This window comes from Myroides sp. WP-1 (assembly GCF_014145635.1).
Classification (GTDB): domain Bacteria; phylum Bacteroidota; class Bacteroidia; order Flavobacteriales; family Flavobacteriaceae; genus Flavobacterium.
In genome coordinates this window covers 77825-93703 of record NZ_JACHTC010000010.1, presented here as the reverse complement: position 1 = coordinate 93703, position 15879 = coordinate 77825, and the positions used below count along the sequence as shown (strand labels likewise).

General features: G+C 37.3%; 16 protein-coding genes. 12 read left to right on the top strand and 4 right to left on the bottom strand.

Annotated elements, in window-relative coordinates; translation table 11 throughout:
- Window positions 1-97 precede the first annotated feature (97 nt).
- The 4 genes from tsaD to H4K33_RS10610 are packed head-to-tail and all read left to right on the top strand — an operon-like array spanning window position 98 to window position 4119.
- Window positions 98-1120 (top strand): tRNA (adenosine(37)-N6)-threonylcarbamoyltransferase complex transferase subunit TsaD, encoded by a 1023-nt coding sequence (gene tsaD, locus H4K33_RS10625; RefSeq protein ID WP_182648722.1) that lies wholly within the window; start codon window positions 98-100, stop codon window positions 1118-1120.
- Between the two features lie 12 nt (window positions 1121-1132).
- Window positions 1133-1840, top strand: coding sequence for a 16S rRNA (uracil(1498)-N(3))-methyltransferase (locus H4K33_RS10620; protein ID WP_182648720.1), 708 nt, complete (start codon window positions 1133-1135; stop codon window positions 1838-1840).
- Between the two features lie 8 nt (window positions 1841-1848).
- A complete protein-coding gene (locus H4K33_RS10615; RefSeq protein WP_182648718.1) occupies window positions 1849-2940 on the top strand; it encodes an AI-2E family transporter in 1092 nt (363 codons plus the stop codon).
- On the top strand, window positions 2941-4119 hold the full coding sequence (locus tag H4K33_RS10610; RefSeq protein WP_182648716.1) for a class I SAM-dependent methyltransferase: 1179 nt from the start codon (window positions 2941-2943) through the stop codon (window positions 4117-4119).
- A gap of 11 nt (window positions 4120-4130) precedes the next feature.
- Here the strand turns inward: H4K33_RS10610 and H4K33_RS10605 are convergent, their stop codons facing one another.
- A complete protein-coding gene (locus H4K33_RS10605) occupies window positions 4131-4694 on the bottom strand; it encodes a hypothetical protein (RefSeq protein WP_255493657.1) in 564 nt (187 codons plus the stop codon).
- 487 nt (window positions 4695-5181) lie between these two features.
- Here H4K33_RS10605 and H4K33_RS10600 point away from each other — a divergent pair, with 487 nt between their 5' ends.
- The 3 genes from H4K33_RS10600 to H4K33_RS10590 all read left to right on the top strand — a co-directional run bounded on the left by H4K33_RS10600 (window position 5182) and on the right by H4K33_RS10590 (window position 7021).
- Window positions 5182-5775 carry a thioredoxin family protein gene (locus tag H4K33_RS10600; RefSeq protein WP_182648714.1) on the top strand — a complete coding sequence of 198 codons (594 nt, stop codon included), beginning with the start codon at window positions 5182-5184 and terminating at the stop codon, window positions 5773-5775.
- Window positions 5776-5841: 66 nt separating this feature from the next.
- Window positions 5842-6477 carry a Type 1 glutamine amidotransferase-like domain-containing protein gene (locus tag H4K33_RS10595; RefSeq protein WP_182648712.1) on the top strand — a complete coding sequence of 212 codons (636 nt, stop codon included), beginning with the start codon at window positions 5842-5844 and terminating at the stop codon, window positions 6475-6477.
- A gap of 307 nt (window positions 6478-6784) precedes the next feature.
- Window positions 6785-7021, top strand: a complete 237-nt coding sequence (locus H4K33_RS10590; RefSeq protein WP_182648710.1) for a twin-arginine translocase TatA/TatE family subunit — start codon at window positions 6785-6787, stop codon at window positions 7019-7021.
- A gap of 72 nt (window positions 7022-7093) precedes the next feature.
- Here the strand turns inward: H4K33_RS10590 and H4K33_RS10585 are convergent, their stop codons facing one another.
- Both H4K33_RS10585 and H4K33_RS10580 read right to left on the bottom strand, forming a co-directional pair.
- On the bottom strand, window positions 7094-7360 hold the full coding sequence (locus H4K33_RS10585; protein WP_255493655.1) for a nuclear transport factor 2 family protein: 267 nt from the start codon (window positions 7358-7360) through the stop codon (window positions 7094-7096).
- A gap of 185 nt (window positions 7361-7545) precedes the next feature.
- Entirely contained in the window at window positions 7546-8079 is a 534-nt protein-coding gene (locus tag H4K33_RS10580) for a Crp/Fnr family transcriptional regulator (RefSeq protein WP_182648708.1), read from the bottom strand.
- 133 nt (window positions 8080-8212) lie between these two features.
- Here H4K33_RS10580 and H4K33_RS10575 point away from each other — a divergent pair, with 133 nt between their 5' ends.
- The gene (locus H4K33_RS10575) at window positions 8213-9616 is read left to right on the top strand and encodes a PLP-dependent aminotransferase family protein (protein WP_182648706.1); all 1404 of its coding nucleotides are present in this window, start codon (window positions 8213-8215) and stop codon (window positions 9614-9616) included.
- 85 nt (window positions 9617-9701) lie between these two features.
- A complete protein-coding gene (locus H4K33_RS10570; RefSeq protein WP_182648704.1) occupies window positions 9702-10217 on the top strand; it encodes a hypothetical protein in 516 nt (171 codons plus the stop codon).
- A 75-nt stretch (window positions 10218-10292) separates the two neighbouring features.
- Here the strand turns inward: H4K33_RS10570 and H4K33_RS10565 are convergent, their stop codons facing one another.
- A complete protein-coding gene (locus H4K33_RS10565) occupies window positions 10293-10844 on the bottom strand; it encodes a DNA-3-methyladenine glycosylase I (protein ID WP_182648702.1) in 552 nt (183 codons plus the stop codon).
- A gap of 189 nt (window positions 10845-11033) precedes the next feature.
- Between H4K33_RS10565 and H4K33_RS10560 the strand changes: the two genes are divergently transcribed.
- The 3 genes from H4K33_RS10560 (at window position 11034) to H4K33_RS10550 (ending at window position 15843) form a co-directional block, all read left to right on the top strand.
- The gene (locus H4K33_RS10560; RefSeq protein WP_182648700.1) at window positions 11034-12602 is read left to right on the top strand and encodes an NAD(P)/FAD-dependent oxidoreductase; all 1569 of its coding nucleotides are present in this window, start codon (window positions 11034-11036) and stop codon (window positions 12600-12602) included.
- A 481-nt stretch (window positions 12603-13083) separates the two neighbouring features.
- Window positions 13084-14616, top strand: a complete 1533-nt coding sequence (locus H4K33_RS10555) for a hypothetical protein (RefSeq protein ID WP_182648698.1) — start codon at window positions 13084-13086, stop codon at window positions 14614-14616.
- A 144-nt stretch (window positions 14617-14760) separates the two neighbouring features.
- Window positions 14761-15843, top strand: a complete 1083-nt coding sequence (locus H4K33_RS10550) for a nitronate monooxygenase family protein (protein WP_182648696.1) — start codon at window positions 14761-14763, stop codon at window positions 15841-15843.
- The last annotated feature ends 36 nt before the right edge of the window (window positions 15844-15879 follow it).

The window sequence follows — 15879 nt, the reverse complement described above, 5'->3', positions numbered from 1 at the left end:
CTTTTTAAGACTGAGGTACAAGCAACAAATTTAATTAAATTTTGGTAGCGATTGACCAAAAAAGGAAGATATAAATTAGCTTTAAATTAAATTATTCATGTCGACAAAACCCACTTATATATTAGCGATTGAAAGTTCTTGTGACGATACAGCTGCGGCTGTTTTGCTTGACAATCAAGTGTTGTCCAATGTAGTAGCTCGCCAAGAAATACACGAGGAATATGGAGGTGTTGTTCCAGAACTTGCTTCGAGAGCACATCAACAGAATATCGTACCTGTGGTTGATATTGCCTTAAAAAAAGCGGGAATTACCAAAGAACAATTACACGCTATTGCCTTTACACAAGGACCAGGCTTAATGGGTTCACTCCTAGTTGGTGGATCCTTTGCCAAATCATTAGCCTTAGCTTTAGACATTCCGCTAATTGCGGTGAACCATATGCACGCTCATATTCTTTGTCATTTCATTAAAGAAAACGATTATGAGCAACCTACTTTTCCTTTTTTGGCGTTGACCATTTCAGGTGGACACACCCAGATTGTACAAGTTAATAGTTTTTTTGATTTACGCGTATTGGGAGAAACTACGGATGATGCTGTAGGTGAGGCTTTTGATAAATCAGCCAAAATATTGGGCTTTCCTTATCCAGGAGGTCCCCTTATTGACAAGTACGCAAAAGAAGGCAATCCAAAAGCTTATCCGTTTACCAAGCCGAAAGTAGAAGGTTTAAACTTCAGTTTCAGCGGTTTAAAAACACAGTTCTTGTACTTTATACAAAAGCAAGTAAAGGAGAATCCTAATTTCATAGCAGAACACAAAGCAGATATTTGTGCGTCTATTCAGCATACCATTATTAAAATATTAATGGATAAGCTAAAATTAGCTGTTGAAACAACAGGAATTACCCAAATCGCTATTGGTGGTGGTGTATCTGCTAATTCAGGTATCCGTCAAACCTTACAAGAAGCGGAAAAAAAATACAAATGGAAAACCTATATTCCCAAGTTTGAATACACCACAGATAATGCAGCCATGATTGGGATTGTGGGATACTACCGCTATCGCGAATCTCTTTTTGCAGATTCTTCTGTTGTTTCCCAAGCGAGAATTGAATTTTAATCCCAAAAATCTATGCAGTTATTTTATTCGCCTTCTATTGATAAAACACAATCAACGTTCACTTTTGACAAAGAGGAAAGCAAACACATCATCCGCGTACTGCGCAAAAAAGAGGGTGATATTCTCTTTGTAACCAACGGGCAAGGCACCTTATTTGAAACTAGGATTTCACTGGCTTCTGATCGCAGCTGTTTAACTGAAATCACCCAGTATACCGATAGAGAACAAACACCTTTTCGCTTGCATTTGGCCGTTGCTCCTACCAAAATGAATGAGCGTTATGAGTGGTTTTTAGAAAAAGCAACTGAAATAGGTATTCACGAAATCACACCTATTATTTGTGATCATTCTGAACGCAAAGTAGTCAAGACAGAGCGTTTTGAAAAAATCATTCAATCAGCCATGAAGCAATCTCTTCAAATGTATCTGCCTCAACTGAATGCGCCCATTACGTTAAAAGAGTTTTTAAAACAAGACCACCAAGGCGCCCTGTATATTGCACATTGTGAAGATGATAAAGAAAAGGAATTACTAAAAAACAGCATTCAACCCCAAGAAAATTACCTTTTACTTGTGGGTCCTGAGGGAGATTTTTCTCCTGCCGAAATAAAAATAGCTTTAGAAAAAGGTTTTAAACCTGTATCTTTAGGACATACGAGACTGCGAACAGAAACCGCTGCTCTCGTTGCGTGTCACAGTTTTGTATTCGCTAACGAATAAATTATTGCATGTTGAAAGCTAAAGAAATCTCCAAAGGCATCGTTCGAGCGGTCCTTATTTTAAGTGGAATTGCACTCAGTATAGGATTGCTATACCAAATTCGAACTTTATTTATTTATATCGCACTCGCTTTTGTCTTAGCGCTAATTGGCAAGCCTTTAGTAGATTTCTTATATCGAAAGTGCAAATTGAAAAAAATAGTTGCCATCAGTATCACCATGCTTTTGTTTATCGCTATTTTCATTGGCTTTTCCTTTATGTTTGTGCCTTTGTTTATTACACAAGCACAGAACTTATCTGTTCTCAATACGGCACATCTACAAGAGGACTTTAATGGATTAATCCAGAAAATTGACCTCTACCTTGATGCAAAAGGTCTTAGCTTAGATAAGATTGTCGAAGAATCTCACCTGAAATCACAGTTTAACCTGGATTTTGTACCTAATCTTCTCAATACAATTATCAGTATGCTGAGCGATATTGGTATTGGATTATTTTCCGTGCTATTCATTGCTTTTTTCTTCTTAAAAGATCAAGTTGTCTTAGAATATCAATTCAAAAAATTATTTTCTAAAAAACACGAAAACAAGGTTTTGAATTCTATTAACAAAATCAACAACCTATTATCGCGTTACTTCTTAGGGCTTTGTATTCAAATATTCATTATTTATGTACTTTGTCTCACCGTGCTCTTGATATTTGGTGTAAAAGGAGCCGCAACCATTGCCTTTTTGTGTGCTATTCTCAATATCATTCCCTATATTGGCCCGCTTATTGGCAATATATTAGCTGTGGTTTTTACCATGTTAACCTATATAGGCGATGATTTTATTGAAGTAACACTTCCTAATGCAATCTCCGTGATGGTTGGTTTCTTACTGGTACAACTCATTGACAATGTAGTCAATCAACCGCTCATTTTCTCCAACAGTGTAAAGTCTCATCCTTTAGAAATATTTGTGGTGATCTTAGCTAGTGGTATGTTTAGTGGTATTTTTGGAATGATTGCTGCTGTTCCGCTGTACACCTGTTTAAAAGTTGTTGGCAAAGAGTTTTTCCCGAACGTCAGATTTATTCAAGTACTCACCAAAAAATTATAAGTGGATATTCAACTCCTATTACAACCCGAAGTTCAAGCGTACATCAACGAACACCTCAACGATACAATTGCGGATTTGGCCTTTAAAAAAAGCCCTTTCCCGAACTTGTCTATGCCCGATTTACTCGCACAAATAGAGAGTAAACAAAAGGCAAAAAGCAAGTTGTCTAAATGGTACACAACACCTAATCTTGTATTTCCCACAAAGTTGAGTATCGAACAAACCTCATCCGAAGAATGTGCGGCATATAAAGCTTCTCTTGTGGAAGGGGATTCTCTTATTGACTTAACTGGAGGATTTGGAATTGATTGTTACTATTTTGCTCAGCGCATTAAACAAGTTACACATTGTGAAATACAACCCGAACTCAGTGCAATTGTACAACACAATTACACCCAATTGCAACAGGCCAATATTACCTGTATTGCAGGTGACAGCTTACTTTATTTAGCAACAAGTGAAAAGCAATTTGATTACATTTATTTAGATCCCGCTCGTAGAAATCAAAGTAAGGAAAAAGTATTCTTTTTGCGCGATTGCACCCCAAATATTGTAGAGCACCTGGATCTTTTATTGAGACACACCCATACGGTTTTAGTAAAAACAGCCCCTCTATTAGATATTCAGGCAGGGCTAAGTGAACTCAAATTTGTCAAAGCCATACACATTGTTGCGTTGCAAAATGAAGTGAAAGAATTGTTGTGGATCATTGAAAAAGGATATGAAGGAGAAATAGTTTTACAGGCAGTTAACCTAACCAAAACGCAACAACACATTACTACTTTGCTCTTGTCCGACGAAAGAGCTGCTACTTATTCCGAACCGCAAACGTATTTGTATGAACCCAATAGTGCGTTGTTAAAAACAGGTAAATTTAATGCGATAAGTGTTCATTTTAACGTAGATAAGTTACATCAACACAGTCAACTATACACGAGTAGTGAATTGGTTAACTTCTCAGGCAGACGCTTTAAAATAAAGTACAATCTACCTTATAATAAAGCTACAGCCAAAGAATATTTACAACAACAAAAAGCGAATATAACCGTACGTAATTTTCCTCTAAAGGTGGATGAACTACGTAAAAAATGGAAAATAAAAGAGGGAGGTGAAACGTATATCTTCTTCACCACGACCTATTCCAATCAAAAGGTGTTTTTAATTTGTGAACCTGTCTAGGACTGGTTTACTTATTTCCCATCGTGAACCCAACACAATTGAGAAATGCTATTCCAAGTTACCGCAACGGTTGTATTTGGGGTAAGGGATAGTCCGGGTTGATTAGCTACTAACAAGTAGCGCTTGTCTTGGTGAAATACTTCAACTAAAGCGCGCTGTTGTGCATCATCTTCAACCATTTTTCCTGCGTGATCAACAGCCACCACTCGACCTACTGTCTGTCGTTTTCCCTTTTGCACGCGCTTGCGATCAAACCATGGATAAAGCACGTGATAAGCCCATACTAAAGGGGTTAATCCCAATACCATATTGCAAAAGAAAAAAGCCAATTGACGACTGGTCCAATCAAAACGCTCAAAATTCCACAGAATTGCGCCTACAAGAGTTAGCGACACCAACACCCCTGCAAAAGACAAAGTATCGATTAAACAATGTCCCTGTGGGCGCGGAAAAGCTTTAGGGGTTTGCAATGTGGTGATACCTAGGCGTTTTTTTCCCAGCGATCTCACTTGTGCATATTCGATCGTATCTTGTATGCCCAACGCTACTGCATGTCTACATTTTTGTTTCATCATCCGACAAAATAGTTCAATTAAAACTGTTTTTTTAAGTCAATAAAAAAAGCTACAATTACAACATACAATTGACCATAAATAGTAACAAATTGGGATCAATAAATAGAAAAAACTTTAGATTGAGAAATTACCTATCGCTTGGAACTTTGCTTTCTCAAAAATCGCTTAAAAAAATAGAATTAGTCCTTTGCTATTGTAAATTGTAACTTTTATTCATTGCCTTAGTTTTTCTTTTTCACGAGTCAAATATACAAACCATAAAGAACACAACTCACAACAAATCAAACTCTTAACCATTTCATAATTCTTTCTTCACTTCCTAAACACTCCCTTTACATTGCAGCAATATTACGGTTAAAACAGTCGTACTTATTGCTCTATTACAACTAATATCGAGATACACATCTACTAAAAAAAAGCTAAGACATACTGAAATATGCTCCTAATTTCATTACTTTGTATCCATAAAACAAAAGAAGATTCAACAATGAAAAGAAATACATTCTTTGCTGTAACACTCCTTAGTGCACTTACTTTTATGAGCTGCAAAAAAGATGTTGATACAACAACTCAACCCCTTCCTACAGCAACAGAAAATAGTGTAACTACGCCTGAGCCTAAAACAGAAGTAGACACAGTTGCCTTGAAAAAACAAATCGAACAAGAAAAAGAAACCTTAAGTAAACCCTATAACGAAGAGGAAGATGCTCAAGCGAAGTTAAATGAGTTAATTGCCCAAGCCAAACAACAAGGCAAATACGTTTTCGTACAGGCTGGTGGTAACTGGTGTATTTGGTGCTTGAGATTTAATGATTTTGTTCAACAAACTCCTGAGTTAAAAAAACTTGTGGATCAGAACTTTGTTTATTACCACTTAAATTACTCACAAAAGAACAAAAACAAAGCAGTATTCAACAAATACACACCGGATGCACGCGGAATTGGATATCCCTTTTTCTTTGTACTTGATGGAGAAGGAAAAGTAACCAATATCATTGCTTCTGGCGAACTTGAAGAAGGTAAAGGATATAGTCTTACAAAAGTAAAACAAATGTTTCTCGACCAAGCCCCTAAAAAATAAATTGAAGCTGACTTAATCGTCAGCTTTTTTTATTTCTTATTTTAGCCGTATTAATATGACAATCTCATGAATTTCTATCTTTCTTCTTATCTGTTTGGCGATGATTATCTTCAATTAAAAGAGCTTTTACCTCCAGGTGCACGTATTGGTCATATTACCAATGCCAAAGACTGGGCTGATGCAGATGAAAATAGAAAACAACGCGATTTACAGGCAGAAATGGACTTTTTAGAGCAATTGGGTTTTGTCAACGAACACCTTGATTTAAAAGCATATTTTGGCAAAACAGAAGCCCTAAAACACAAATTAGCTACCCTTGATGGTATTTGGGTTTGTGGCGGAAATACCTTTATCTTACGTCAAGCGATGAGACTAAGTGGTTTCGATCAACTTTTTGAGGAATTGCGTCAACGAGAGGATTTTTTATGGGCGGGTTATAGTGCTGGTGCTTGTATTTTAAGCGACTCTCTAAAATACATTCAGCACGTAGATGACCCTACTCAATTGCCTTATGCTCAAATTAGCACCCCTATATTTGAAGGATTGGGCTTTTTTAATTACGGTATTCTCCCCCATTATGATTCCAATCACTTTGAATCGGCAGCTATCGAGGTTGAAATACAAACCTGTATTCGAAACAAATGGCTATTCAAAGCAATTCGAGATGGTGAAGTGCTTCTTGGTAAAGGATCAAGTGATTGAGGATGATTCTCATCCTTTTCTTCTCCTTTTATCCTCTTTCCTTCTATGTTAGTTCGCATTTACTTTTAAACTGATTTTTATGCGTTATTTCCATATTGTTACTATTTTAATCAGAACAACCTCAACACGTAAGCCTTTTTTATCAAAACTGCTTTATTTATAATAAATATCGCTTTATTTTTTAAATTTAATTCAGCACATAGCTTAAATAATTCCCATAATCGAATAATAAATTTATGTTAAATACAATTACTTCAATTTTATCCTGATTTACATTTGTTTTCCTCAACCACTAATATATTCAACCATGTTGATGACTACATTACCATTAGGAGGGGTAGCCCCATCTGAATTAATAGTTGTTGTTGCAATAGCTTTATTGTTATTCGGCGGTAAAAAAATACCAGAATTAATGAAGGGACTTGGAACAGGAATTAGGGAATTTAAAGAAGCTACGCGTGAAACCAATGCGAATACCGCAGCTCCTAGACAAAAAATGACGGATACTACTACTGAAGTAACAGAAGAGGTATCTACAAAGTAAAAAAAGGTTGGATGTATTCCAACCTTTTTTTGTATCGGGATTGACCTCCCTCTGAAGATCATACAAAAGTTCTTACACAACCGCTCCCAACTGCTTTCCTTGTTCTAAACCTTCTACCAACAACGTGAGCTCTTCACAACGAATAATTTTCCCTGCTTCAATCGTAAACTCAGCCATTACTTTGTGTTTATAGCAAGTCCCGTCCTTAAACACGGATGAAACCAAATGTTTTGTAAATACCGTATTTCCTCGACATGCCGTATTGAGTATGGTGATTTCAACAGATTCGATGAGTTCTTTTAGCTTGTGTATGTGCTGTTTGAATCCCGCGAAATCCAAATGGGTCTAATCGACAATTTGTATGTAATGCGGACTAAAGTAATGATGGATATCGCATTCACTATACGTTTTTCCTTCAATAATTACATGTAACATTTCCTCTACTACCTTTTCCATGTTCTACTCTTTAAAATTATACTACAAAGATGGGGGATTGAAAAAGGAGGAACGATAACAATTGTTAATTAACGTCTGTTGCGAATTCTACTAAGTGAAACAGGTGTTATCCCCAGATAAGAAGCAACATAATGTTGGGGAATCCGCTGAATTATCTCTGGTGCTTGTTGCATCAATTGCTTGTAGCGTTTTTCGGGATTTTCTTTGATGCGATCAATGGTCATTTTTTGATAGATTAATACACGTTCAATCATATAAGCCGTAAAAGCTTCTAAAAGCAAAACATTAGCCTGCATCAATTCTTTTAACTGTGCCTTGTCTAGAGCTAGTAAATGAGTGTTTTCTAAAGCTTCTACGGTATATTGACTCGGTTTATCATACCAAAAACTCTCTATACTACAAAAAAAGCCATCCTCAAATACAAATTGAAATGTTACTTCCTTTCCTTCGTGTAAAGTCCATCCACGCAAAGCTCCTTTTTCAACAAAATAAAAGTGTTTTGAATAATGTCCTTCTTCAATTAGATTGTGTTTAGCTGGAATAGCAATAGGAGTAAAATACTCCCGTAACAAATTGTATAACGTTTGATCAGCGGTGAACATAGTAAATAACTTAGAAATTATCGTATCAAATGGAAAGGTACAAAAAAAGGAGAAATGACGAAAAGCCTTTTTCTGTACTGAAAAAAACAACAAAAACAAATACCTTTGTTCTGTACAGCAAATCCCGCAAGTAGTGAAAAAGTATAGATACGAAATATTTACGGTTAAAATAGAAGAAGACATTCGCCAAGGAAGAGTGAAAGCAGGCGATGCATTGCCTTCCGTTCGTCAGATCAAGGCTGCTTTTAATTTGAGTACTAGTTCAGTTCAAAGTGGATATGATTATCTCGTTTTTAAAGGGTTGGTCAAAAGTATTCCGCGTTCAGGTTATGTTGTTGCTTCGCACATTCAGATGACAACCACTGTTGCTCCAGACTTACCTCAAATACCAAGGGACGCTGTTTTCAGCTCAAAATTAGCCCTGACCTCTACCCGATTGGCTCATTCCGAACAGCCTTCTTTTCACATTGCTGCACCTGCGTTGACTTTTATTCCTCAACAACTCGTATTAAAAACAATGCAAGAAGTTATTCGCGAAAAAGGATCTTCCCTCCTTCATTACTATCCCAATGCCGGTTCGTCGGAATTACGCACCTTAATTCAACAGCGCGCCACGATACAAGGCACTGCAATACAAGAAGGAGAATTGCTATTGACAGATGGTGCTCTACAAGCGCTGTACATTGCACTTGCGGCTGTTACCTCCCCCAACGATATTGTTGCGGTTGAAAGTCCTTGTATATTTTCTGTTCTTGAAGTCATCGCTAGTTTGCGTTTACGCGCATTGGAAATTCCCGTGCATCCTCTTCTCGGTTTTGATACCCTATACTTGGACAAAATGTGTCAACAACACGCGATTAAAGCTGTAGTTCTCACACCAAATTTTCACAATCCAACAGGAGTTCTTCTCTCGGATGAAAAAAAAGAAGAACTCTATACCCTCGCGGTGAAATACCAAATTCCACTGCTTGAAAATGATATCTATGGCGATCTGCACTTTCAAGGTGAACGCCCAATCAACATTAAAAAATTTGATAAAAAAGGAATGGTTTTGACCTTTTCCTCTTATTCTAAAACTATTGCCCCTGGATTGCGTTTAGGATGGTTGGCTGCTGGACCGTATTTTGCACAAGCGGAACGCATCAAATTTGCATTGGGAAGATCTGTATCGCCAATCAATCAAGAAGTGGTTATCAAATTACTTCGTCAGCCTAGCTATGAGAAGCACCTGCGCCAATTCCGACAAAATCTCGAGCGTCAAGCGATGCAATTTTACCGCATTTTTCAAACGCATTTTCCTTCCGATTATACACAACAACCACCCAAAGGAGGTTATAGTATGTGGGGACAAATCCCCTCTTCTATAGATCCTGAAGTATTTTACAACCACTGTCAAGCGCTAGGTCTTGGCTTTACGCCTGGAGAAACGTTTTCGTATGGCGATGTCTACAAGCGCAATTTCAGAGCCATTTTTGCACAACGCCTAAGTGCCACTGATTTAGCTTTGCTCAAAAAGCTAGGTGAAGCATTGAAATAACTGATGTACCGATCATTTTTACTTATACTGTATCGAAAAAGATGACTGCCATTGAACTATCTTTGTGAATAAACTCAATTTTATCATGAGCATCATATCTAAATTCACTATAGCAACAGAAGAAGGATTGCGCACGCTTTTTCAATTAAGAGAAGCTCAAATTCGAGCATTGTATACCTCAGTTCTCGATGAAGAATCCCTCAATACTTATCTCGCTCAACAATTGGATCACAAAGAAACAATACTAGAGCTCAACGATTTAAGTACACAAATGTTGACTGTTTATCATGATGACATCCCAGCAGGTTATGTCATGATTAAACAAGTAGATCAACCTGTTCTACTAGCAGATAAAAAAGTAATTAATCTTGCGTCGTTATACCTTCTACCAACCTATGATCAAAACGAAGTTCGCCAGTCACTTTGGACTAAGATCGTATCACTTACTCGGCAGTATGACGCCATTTGGTTAGAGGTTACCTCGCAAGATCCAATCATTCCTCACTTAATTGCGTGGGGATTTGAAAAGCAAGAAGAAAAGACCACAGGCCCTTTTGGGCAAGCTTCTTCTCTATTTATTCGCTGGAAAGAAGAGGTCTAAGTAGCAAAAGGGAGATAGTTAACTATCTCCCTTTTGTGTACGATATCTAATGAAGTTCAAACAGAGCTATTATACTTATACTTCTATAGACCATAACGGTTTGTTTTTCAGCACTTCTTGATGAATTGGACAAGCCTCTGTATGTGCACCTTTTAAATATCCGATACTCATCAAAAACTCATTGACAATTTCTCCTCCCGTAAAGCGAAAGTGTTTTTTAAACAATTTCACCCACTCTTCTTTTGTTTTTGGATGCTGCTGTTTGAGCCAATTTTCAAATGAACCAAACTCCTGCTGAAACACTAAAATAACTTTAGCATTTTCAATCGCTGCATTGATTTTTAATCGATTGCGAATAATACCCGCATCTTGCATTAAACGCTCTCGATCCATTTCTGTATAAGCCGCCACAGTGGCAATATCAAAATCGTCGTAAGCTTTGCGAAAAGCCTCTTCTTTTTTGAGTATTGTTTCCCAACTCAACCCCGCCTGATTAATCTCCATAATTAAACGACCAAACAACTCATTGTCATCGTGAATGGGAAAACCATAGTGATGATCGTGGTATTTTTTATGGAGGATCTTTCGATCGCCGGTCAATAATTCAACATGTTCACAGTAAGACATCCTTTTTCTTTTTAAATTTCGCTTGTTAGCGCAGCATTAAACTTATACAAGACAAAGATAACGCATCTACCTGACAACTGTTTGTCAAGAAGGTGAATCTTCATTTTTTAATTCCATTTTATTTCAAAAATTATTTTTTGATTTTTTAGTGTATTTTTGCGCTTTAATTTCTATTTGCTTTATAAAAAAATGCCACAAGAATTATTGCTCCAAGTGCTTCCTGAAGTTGCGGCTTCAGCGGATTTATTAACGGCTCATGTTGCGCAACATATCAAAACTTCAGTTTCTGATATTCAACACATTACCATCTTAAAAAGATCGATTGATGCCAGACAACGCATCGTCAAAATCAATTTAAAAGTACAAGTGTTTTTTACAGGTGAAGAAGTGATGCATCGCCAAATTGATTTTCCTGCCTACAAAAACGTAAAAGACGCCAAACGCGTGATTGTGGTTGGCGCTGGACCTGCGGGTTATTTTGCGGCATTACAACTCATCGAACTCGGTGTAAAACCCATCGTGATTGAAAGAGGAAAAGACGTACGTGGACGTCGAAGAGATCTAAAGGCTATTAATATCGAGCACATTGTCAACCCCGATTCTAACTACTGCTTTGGAGAAGGTGGTGCAGGGACTTATTCTGACGGTAAACTATATACTCGTTCCAAAAAACGCGGGGATATCAATCGCATTTTAGAACTACTCGTTGCCTTTGGTGCTTCTCAAGATATCTTAGTCGAAGCTCATCCGCATATTGGTACAAATAAATTGCCTAAAATCATGCAGGATATGCGCCATAAAATTGAAGAATTTGGCGGGGAAGTACTTTTTGAAAAACGCGTTGTTGACTTTGTTTTAGAGGGCAATGAAATGCGTGGAGTTGTACTCGAAAATGGCGATACTATCGAAGCGAATAAAGTAATTTTGGCTACAGGACACTCGGCGCGTGATATTTACGAATTACTCGATCGAAAAAATATACTCATTGAAGCGAAACCTTTTGCATTAGGTGTTCGAGCAGAACACCCGCAATCACTCATTGATCAAATACAATACTCGTGTGACTATAGAGGTGAGTTTCTTCCTCCTGCGCCCTACTCTATTGTAAAACAAGTAAATGGTAGAGGAATGTATTCGTTTTGTATGTGTCCTGGAGGAGTAATTGCTCCTTGTGCTACGGCACCGGGTGAAGTAGTTACAAACGGTTGGTCACCTTCCAAACGCGATCAAGCAACAGCAAACTCTGGTATCGTTGTTGAACTGCGATTAGAAGATTTTAAACCCTTTGAAAAATTTGGTGCGTTAGCTGGAATGGAATTTCAAAAATCTATTGAGCAAAGAGCTTTCCTCCTAGCAGGAGAAACACAGCGAGTACCCGCTCAACGCATGGTAGACTTCTCGCAAAAGAAAGTTTCTTCCTCAATTCCTAAAACTTCTTATTTGCCTGGTACAACTTCTTTAGAATTAGGAGAAGTGTTTCCTGACTTTTTAACGCAAATTATGCGCGAAGGATTTCAAGAATTTGGCAAATCTATGAAGGGATACTTTACCAATGAAGCAATCCTTCACGCACCAGAAAGTAGAACCTCTTCTCCTGTGAGAATACCACGTGATGATCGTTCTTTAGAACATCCTCAAATTAAGGGCCTATACCCTTGTGGTGAAGGAGCTGGCTATGCCGGTGGTATTATCTCAGCTGCTATAGATGGTGAAAAATGTGCAATTCTATGCGTTGAATCGTTAACCGTTAACGGTTAACGGAAAAATGATCAATAATAGACAAACCATTCCTTTGTAGGGATGGTTTTTTTTTGTTTGGTGTTCGTTGTTTGGTGTTCGTTCTTTGGTGTTCGTTGTTTGGTGTTTGGTGTTTGTAAACCGCAAACCAACTTATTTCCCCAAGTAGTGAAAATTTATGATTTTCATTTTTCTCCTAATAAATTTACAGCTCTCATTAAATAAATGGAGTGATTATACTTAATAAATATTTTTTTACCCACATAATTAATAAACTATAACATTAGATATATTCACATATTGAGAAATAGCCTTATTATTTTTTGTTAATTTATTTAGTTGTTATGAAATTATTAGAAATTAAATCTACCTTGCACACTGAGTTGGTTATACTTTTCAAATTAATACAAGCATTAATTACATTATTCAAAAGCAAACTCTAACTCAACAAACAAAATAAATTAGATGTTACTGCAAACATCTTAGACTAATTCAATTTACTATGAAAAAACTATCGTTTTTAGTAAGCTTTATTTTGCTTACAAATCTAGCGATGACATCATGTAGCAGTGATGACAACAAATCGGACAACGCCACGCCTGTTACGGTAGATCAGTCGACAGGGACTTACCTTGGTACTGTGGATAACAAAGGAGATTTCAACATTGTTTTAAAAACAAACAAGGGTGATTTTCACTTGAATTTTATTTCTAACGCAATTGCGGATGCGGATCTTCTTGAGGCTGGATTAAGACCTGAAACGTATCTTGTATCTGATGGATCAGTACTTTACACTATTACAACGAAAAGTGTTTTAAAACAAGGTGAAACACAAGCTAAAATCGTGGGTGGTTCGCTTGCTGTATCTAAAGCAGAGCAAACGTATACTTTTAAAGGGACTTTAAAAGATGAGCAAGGTGTTGAATATGACATTAACTACACACAAGCTATTGATATCGAACCTATTTATGATGTAACCTACGAAGTTCAAAACGGTTGGTACTGGGGAGATAATGTATTTGACCATCCAAATGTAGCGGAATACATGACGTATTTCACTCAAGGCGAAGCGAATAAATACGGAGAACTAGAAGGAGACGGATACCATATTTCACTTTCTTTCTTTGATCAAATGGCTCCTAAAGCATGGGAAGCTAAAGTTCCTAACAAAACATTCAAGGCTTCTACTGCATATGAAGTAGGTGCATTTAGAGTGGGTTCTAAAGAAGCGATTGAAAATGGAGAAGATGATTATTCATTTGCTAGCTTCCAACACAATGACAAAGCAGCTGGAATTGAAGAAGAATTGTATATCCTAGATGGTTCAATCAAAGTGATGGAACACAAACAAGGACAAGAGATTCGCTTCAATATCTTACTAGAGAATGGCAAAAGACATTTAGGTAAATATACGGGAACAGTAAAACAAGGGGATCAGTATACAATTTCTACTTTAAGAGCGGATCAAGAAGTACAGGAACTAACACAAGGATTCTTAGAGTACAAAGGTAAATCGCCGATTACTGCAAAAGAAAACAACCGTTGGAATCTTTATTTATACAGCGAGACTTTAACTCCATATCCAGGTCAATACTTCGGAGTTGATGGTTCAGGAGAATGGATGCGTGTAACACTTTACACAGATGTTAACGCAACAACAGACATTCCTGTAGGTGAATTCCCAATTGGGGAAGAAATGGCAGGAAACGCTGGTGAAGGTGGTGGTTCTGAACCAGGATTAGACTGGGGAACTTGGTTCTTTAAGCAAACTATAGACAGCGAAGGAGAATCAGTAACAACAGGTTTCGCTCCTACGCGCACTGGAACAGTAAAAGTTGAAAAGAATGGTGATGTTTACACGATTACAGTAAACGCAATCGACGACAGAGAAAACAAAATTACTGCTTCTTATACTGGAAACTTACAATTCGTTAACAACGCAAGTAGAGCTACTTCTGCTCAACAAACAAAAGTTGCGAAAAAATCGTACGGTAAAGGACAAAAATTTGATGCTGCTAAAAACAGTAGAAAATAGTTTTTAAAAAAATGATTGACCAAGCCCAATTGCACATGCAATTGGGCTTTTTTATTTTTCAACCTTTTTGAAATACTGCTATTTATCATCTTATTCTTTTTTTTAAACTTGTACTTTTGAGTATTAACCAAAAAACGAATGAAGATGCCTACGGATACTTTTACTTGGAAAAACAAGATTACTGCACGGCTAGAAACGAAATACCCCATTATTCAAGCGCCAATGTTTGGCGTCGCTACGCCTCAAATGGTTGCAGCAGCGGGCGAAATTGGTGTTTTAGGTACTTTACCTTTGGGAGATTTACCTGCTGAAAAATGCACCGAGTTGATTCGAGCAACCAAGCAACTAACGCATCACCCTTTTGCTGTAAATGTCTTTCTTAATCCTTTGCCAAAACGCACGAAAGAATTAGAACTACAGTATACTCGTACAAAACAATATATCGAAAGTTTAGCGAAACAACATGGTTTAACAGTTAATCTGGCAGATTATGAGCAAGTCGTATATACAGATTATCGAGATCAAGTAGAGGCAATTATCACTGAAGGTTGTAAAATTGTCAGTTTTACTTTTGGTATTTTTGATGATGCTACAATTGCCAAGATGAAAAATCACGGTATTGTTCTTATCGGAACGTGTACTTCTGTTGCAGAAGCTCGAGTATTAGAACAGAAAGGCATCGATCTTATTTGTGTTCAAGGAATTGAAGCGGGTGGTCATCAAGGTACTTTCTTAACGGATACACTGCCTAAAATTGGCGGATTATCTTTATTAGCCCAAGTAAAAGACGCCGTACAGACTCCGCTTATTTACGCTGGTGGACTCTATAACGCTTCAACTATTTTAGCGGCTAAAACATTGGGTGCACAAGGGTTTGCCCTTGGTAGTTTACTCATGGGATCTGAAGAAAGTAATCTAGCGGAATTTGAAAAAGAAGCTTTGAGACAGGCAAAAGAAGAGGACCTGACCTTAACGAAGAGCTTCTCAGGTCGTTATGCAAGGGGACTAAGCAATACATTCACCCAACAACTTGATCATTCGGATTACATTCTCCCTTATCCGTTCCAAAACAAACTAACTATTGGATTAAGAATTGCAGCTAAAATAAAAAAAGACCCTCAATTTTCTAGCTTGTGGACGGGTCAGTCTCGTGGGCCTTATAGTGGTGCATCTATTAAAATTATACTCACACAACTTATTCGAGAGGTTGAAGCACTTCAACAATGAATCCGTGTGTTAGTTCTACATCTATATTCAAAAAAG

Bases quoted from the DNA above. Each gene is read 5' to 3' on its own strand.
- H4K33_RS10600 (WP_182648714.1), top strand. From the start codon at position 5,182: ATGAAAAGAAATACATTCTTTGCTGTAACACTCCTTAGTGCACTTACT.
- H4K33_RS10570 (WP_182648704.1), top strand. From the start codon at position 9,702: ATGAGCATCATATCTAAATTCACTATAGCAACAGAAGAAGGATTGCGC.
- H4K33_RS10555 (WP_182648698.1), top strand. From the start codon at position 13,084: ATGAAAAAACTATCGTTTTTAGTAAGCTTTATTTTGCTTACAAATCTA.
- H4K33_RS10605 (WP_255493657.1), bottom strand. From the start codon at position 4,694: ATGATGAAACAAAAATGTAGACATGCAGTAGCGTTGGGCATACAAGAT.
- H4K33_RS10580 (WP_182648708.1), bottom strand. From the start codon at position 8,079: ATGTTCACCGCTGATCAAACGTTATACAATTTGTTACGGGAGTATTTT.
- H4K33_RS10550 (WP_182648696.1), top strand. From the start codon at position 14,761: ATGCCTACGGATACTTTTACTTGGAAAAACAAGATTACTGCACGGCTA.
- H4K33_RS10560 (WP_182648700.1), top strand. From the start codon at position 11,034: ATGCCACAAGAATTATTGCTCCAAGTGCTTCCTGAAGTTGCGGCTTCA.
- H4K33_RS10615 (WP_182648718.1), top strand. From the start codon at position 1,849: ATGTTGAAAGCTAAAGAAATCTCCAAAGGCATCGTTCGAGCGGTCCTT.
- H4K33_RS10595 (WP_182648712.1), top strand. From the start codon at position 5,842: ATGAATTTCTATCTTTCTTCTTATCTGTTTGGCGATGATTATCTTCAA.
- H4K33_RS10590 (WP_182648710.1), top strand. From the start codon at position 6,785: ATGTTGATGACTACATTACCATTAGGAGGGGTAGCCCCATCTGAATTA.
- H4K33_RS10565 (WP_182648702.1), bottom strand. From the start codon at position 10,844: ATGTCTTACTGTGAACATGTTGAATTATTGACCGGCGATCGAAAGATC.
- tsaD (WP_182648722.1), top strand. From the start codon at position 98: ATGTCGACAAAACCCACTTATATATTAGCGATTGAAAGTTCTTGTGAC.
- H4K33_RS10620 (WP_182648720.1), top strand. From the start codon at position 1,133: ATGCAGTTATTTTATTCGCCTTCTATTGATAAAACACAATCAACGTTC.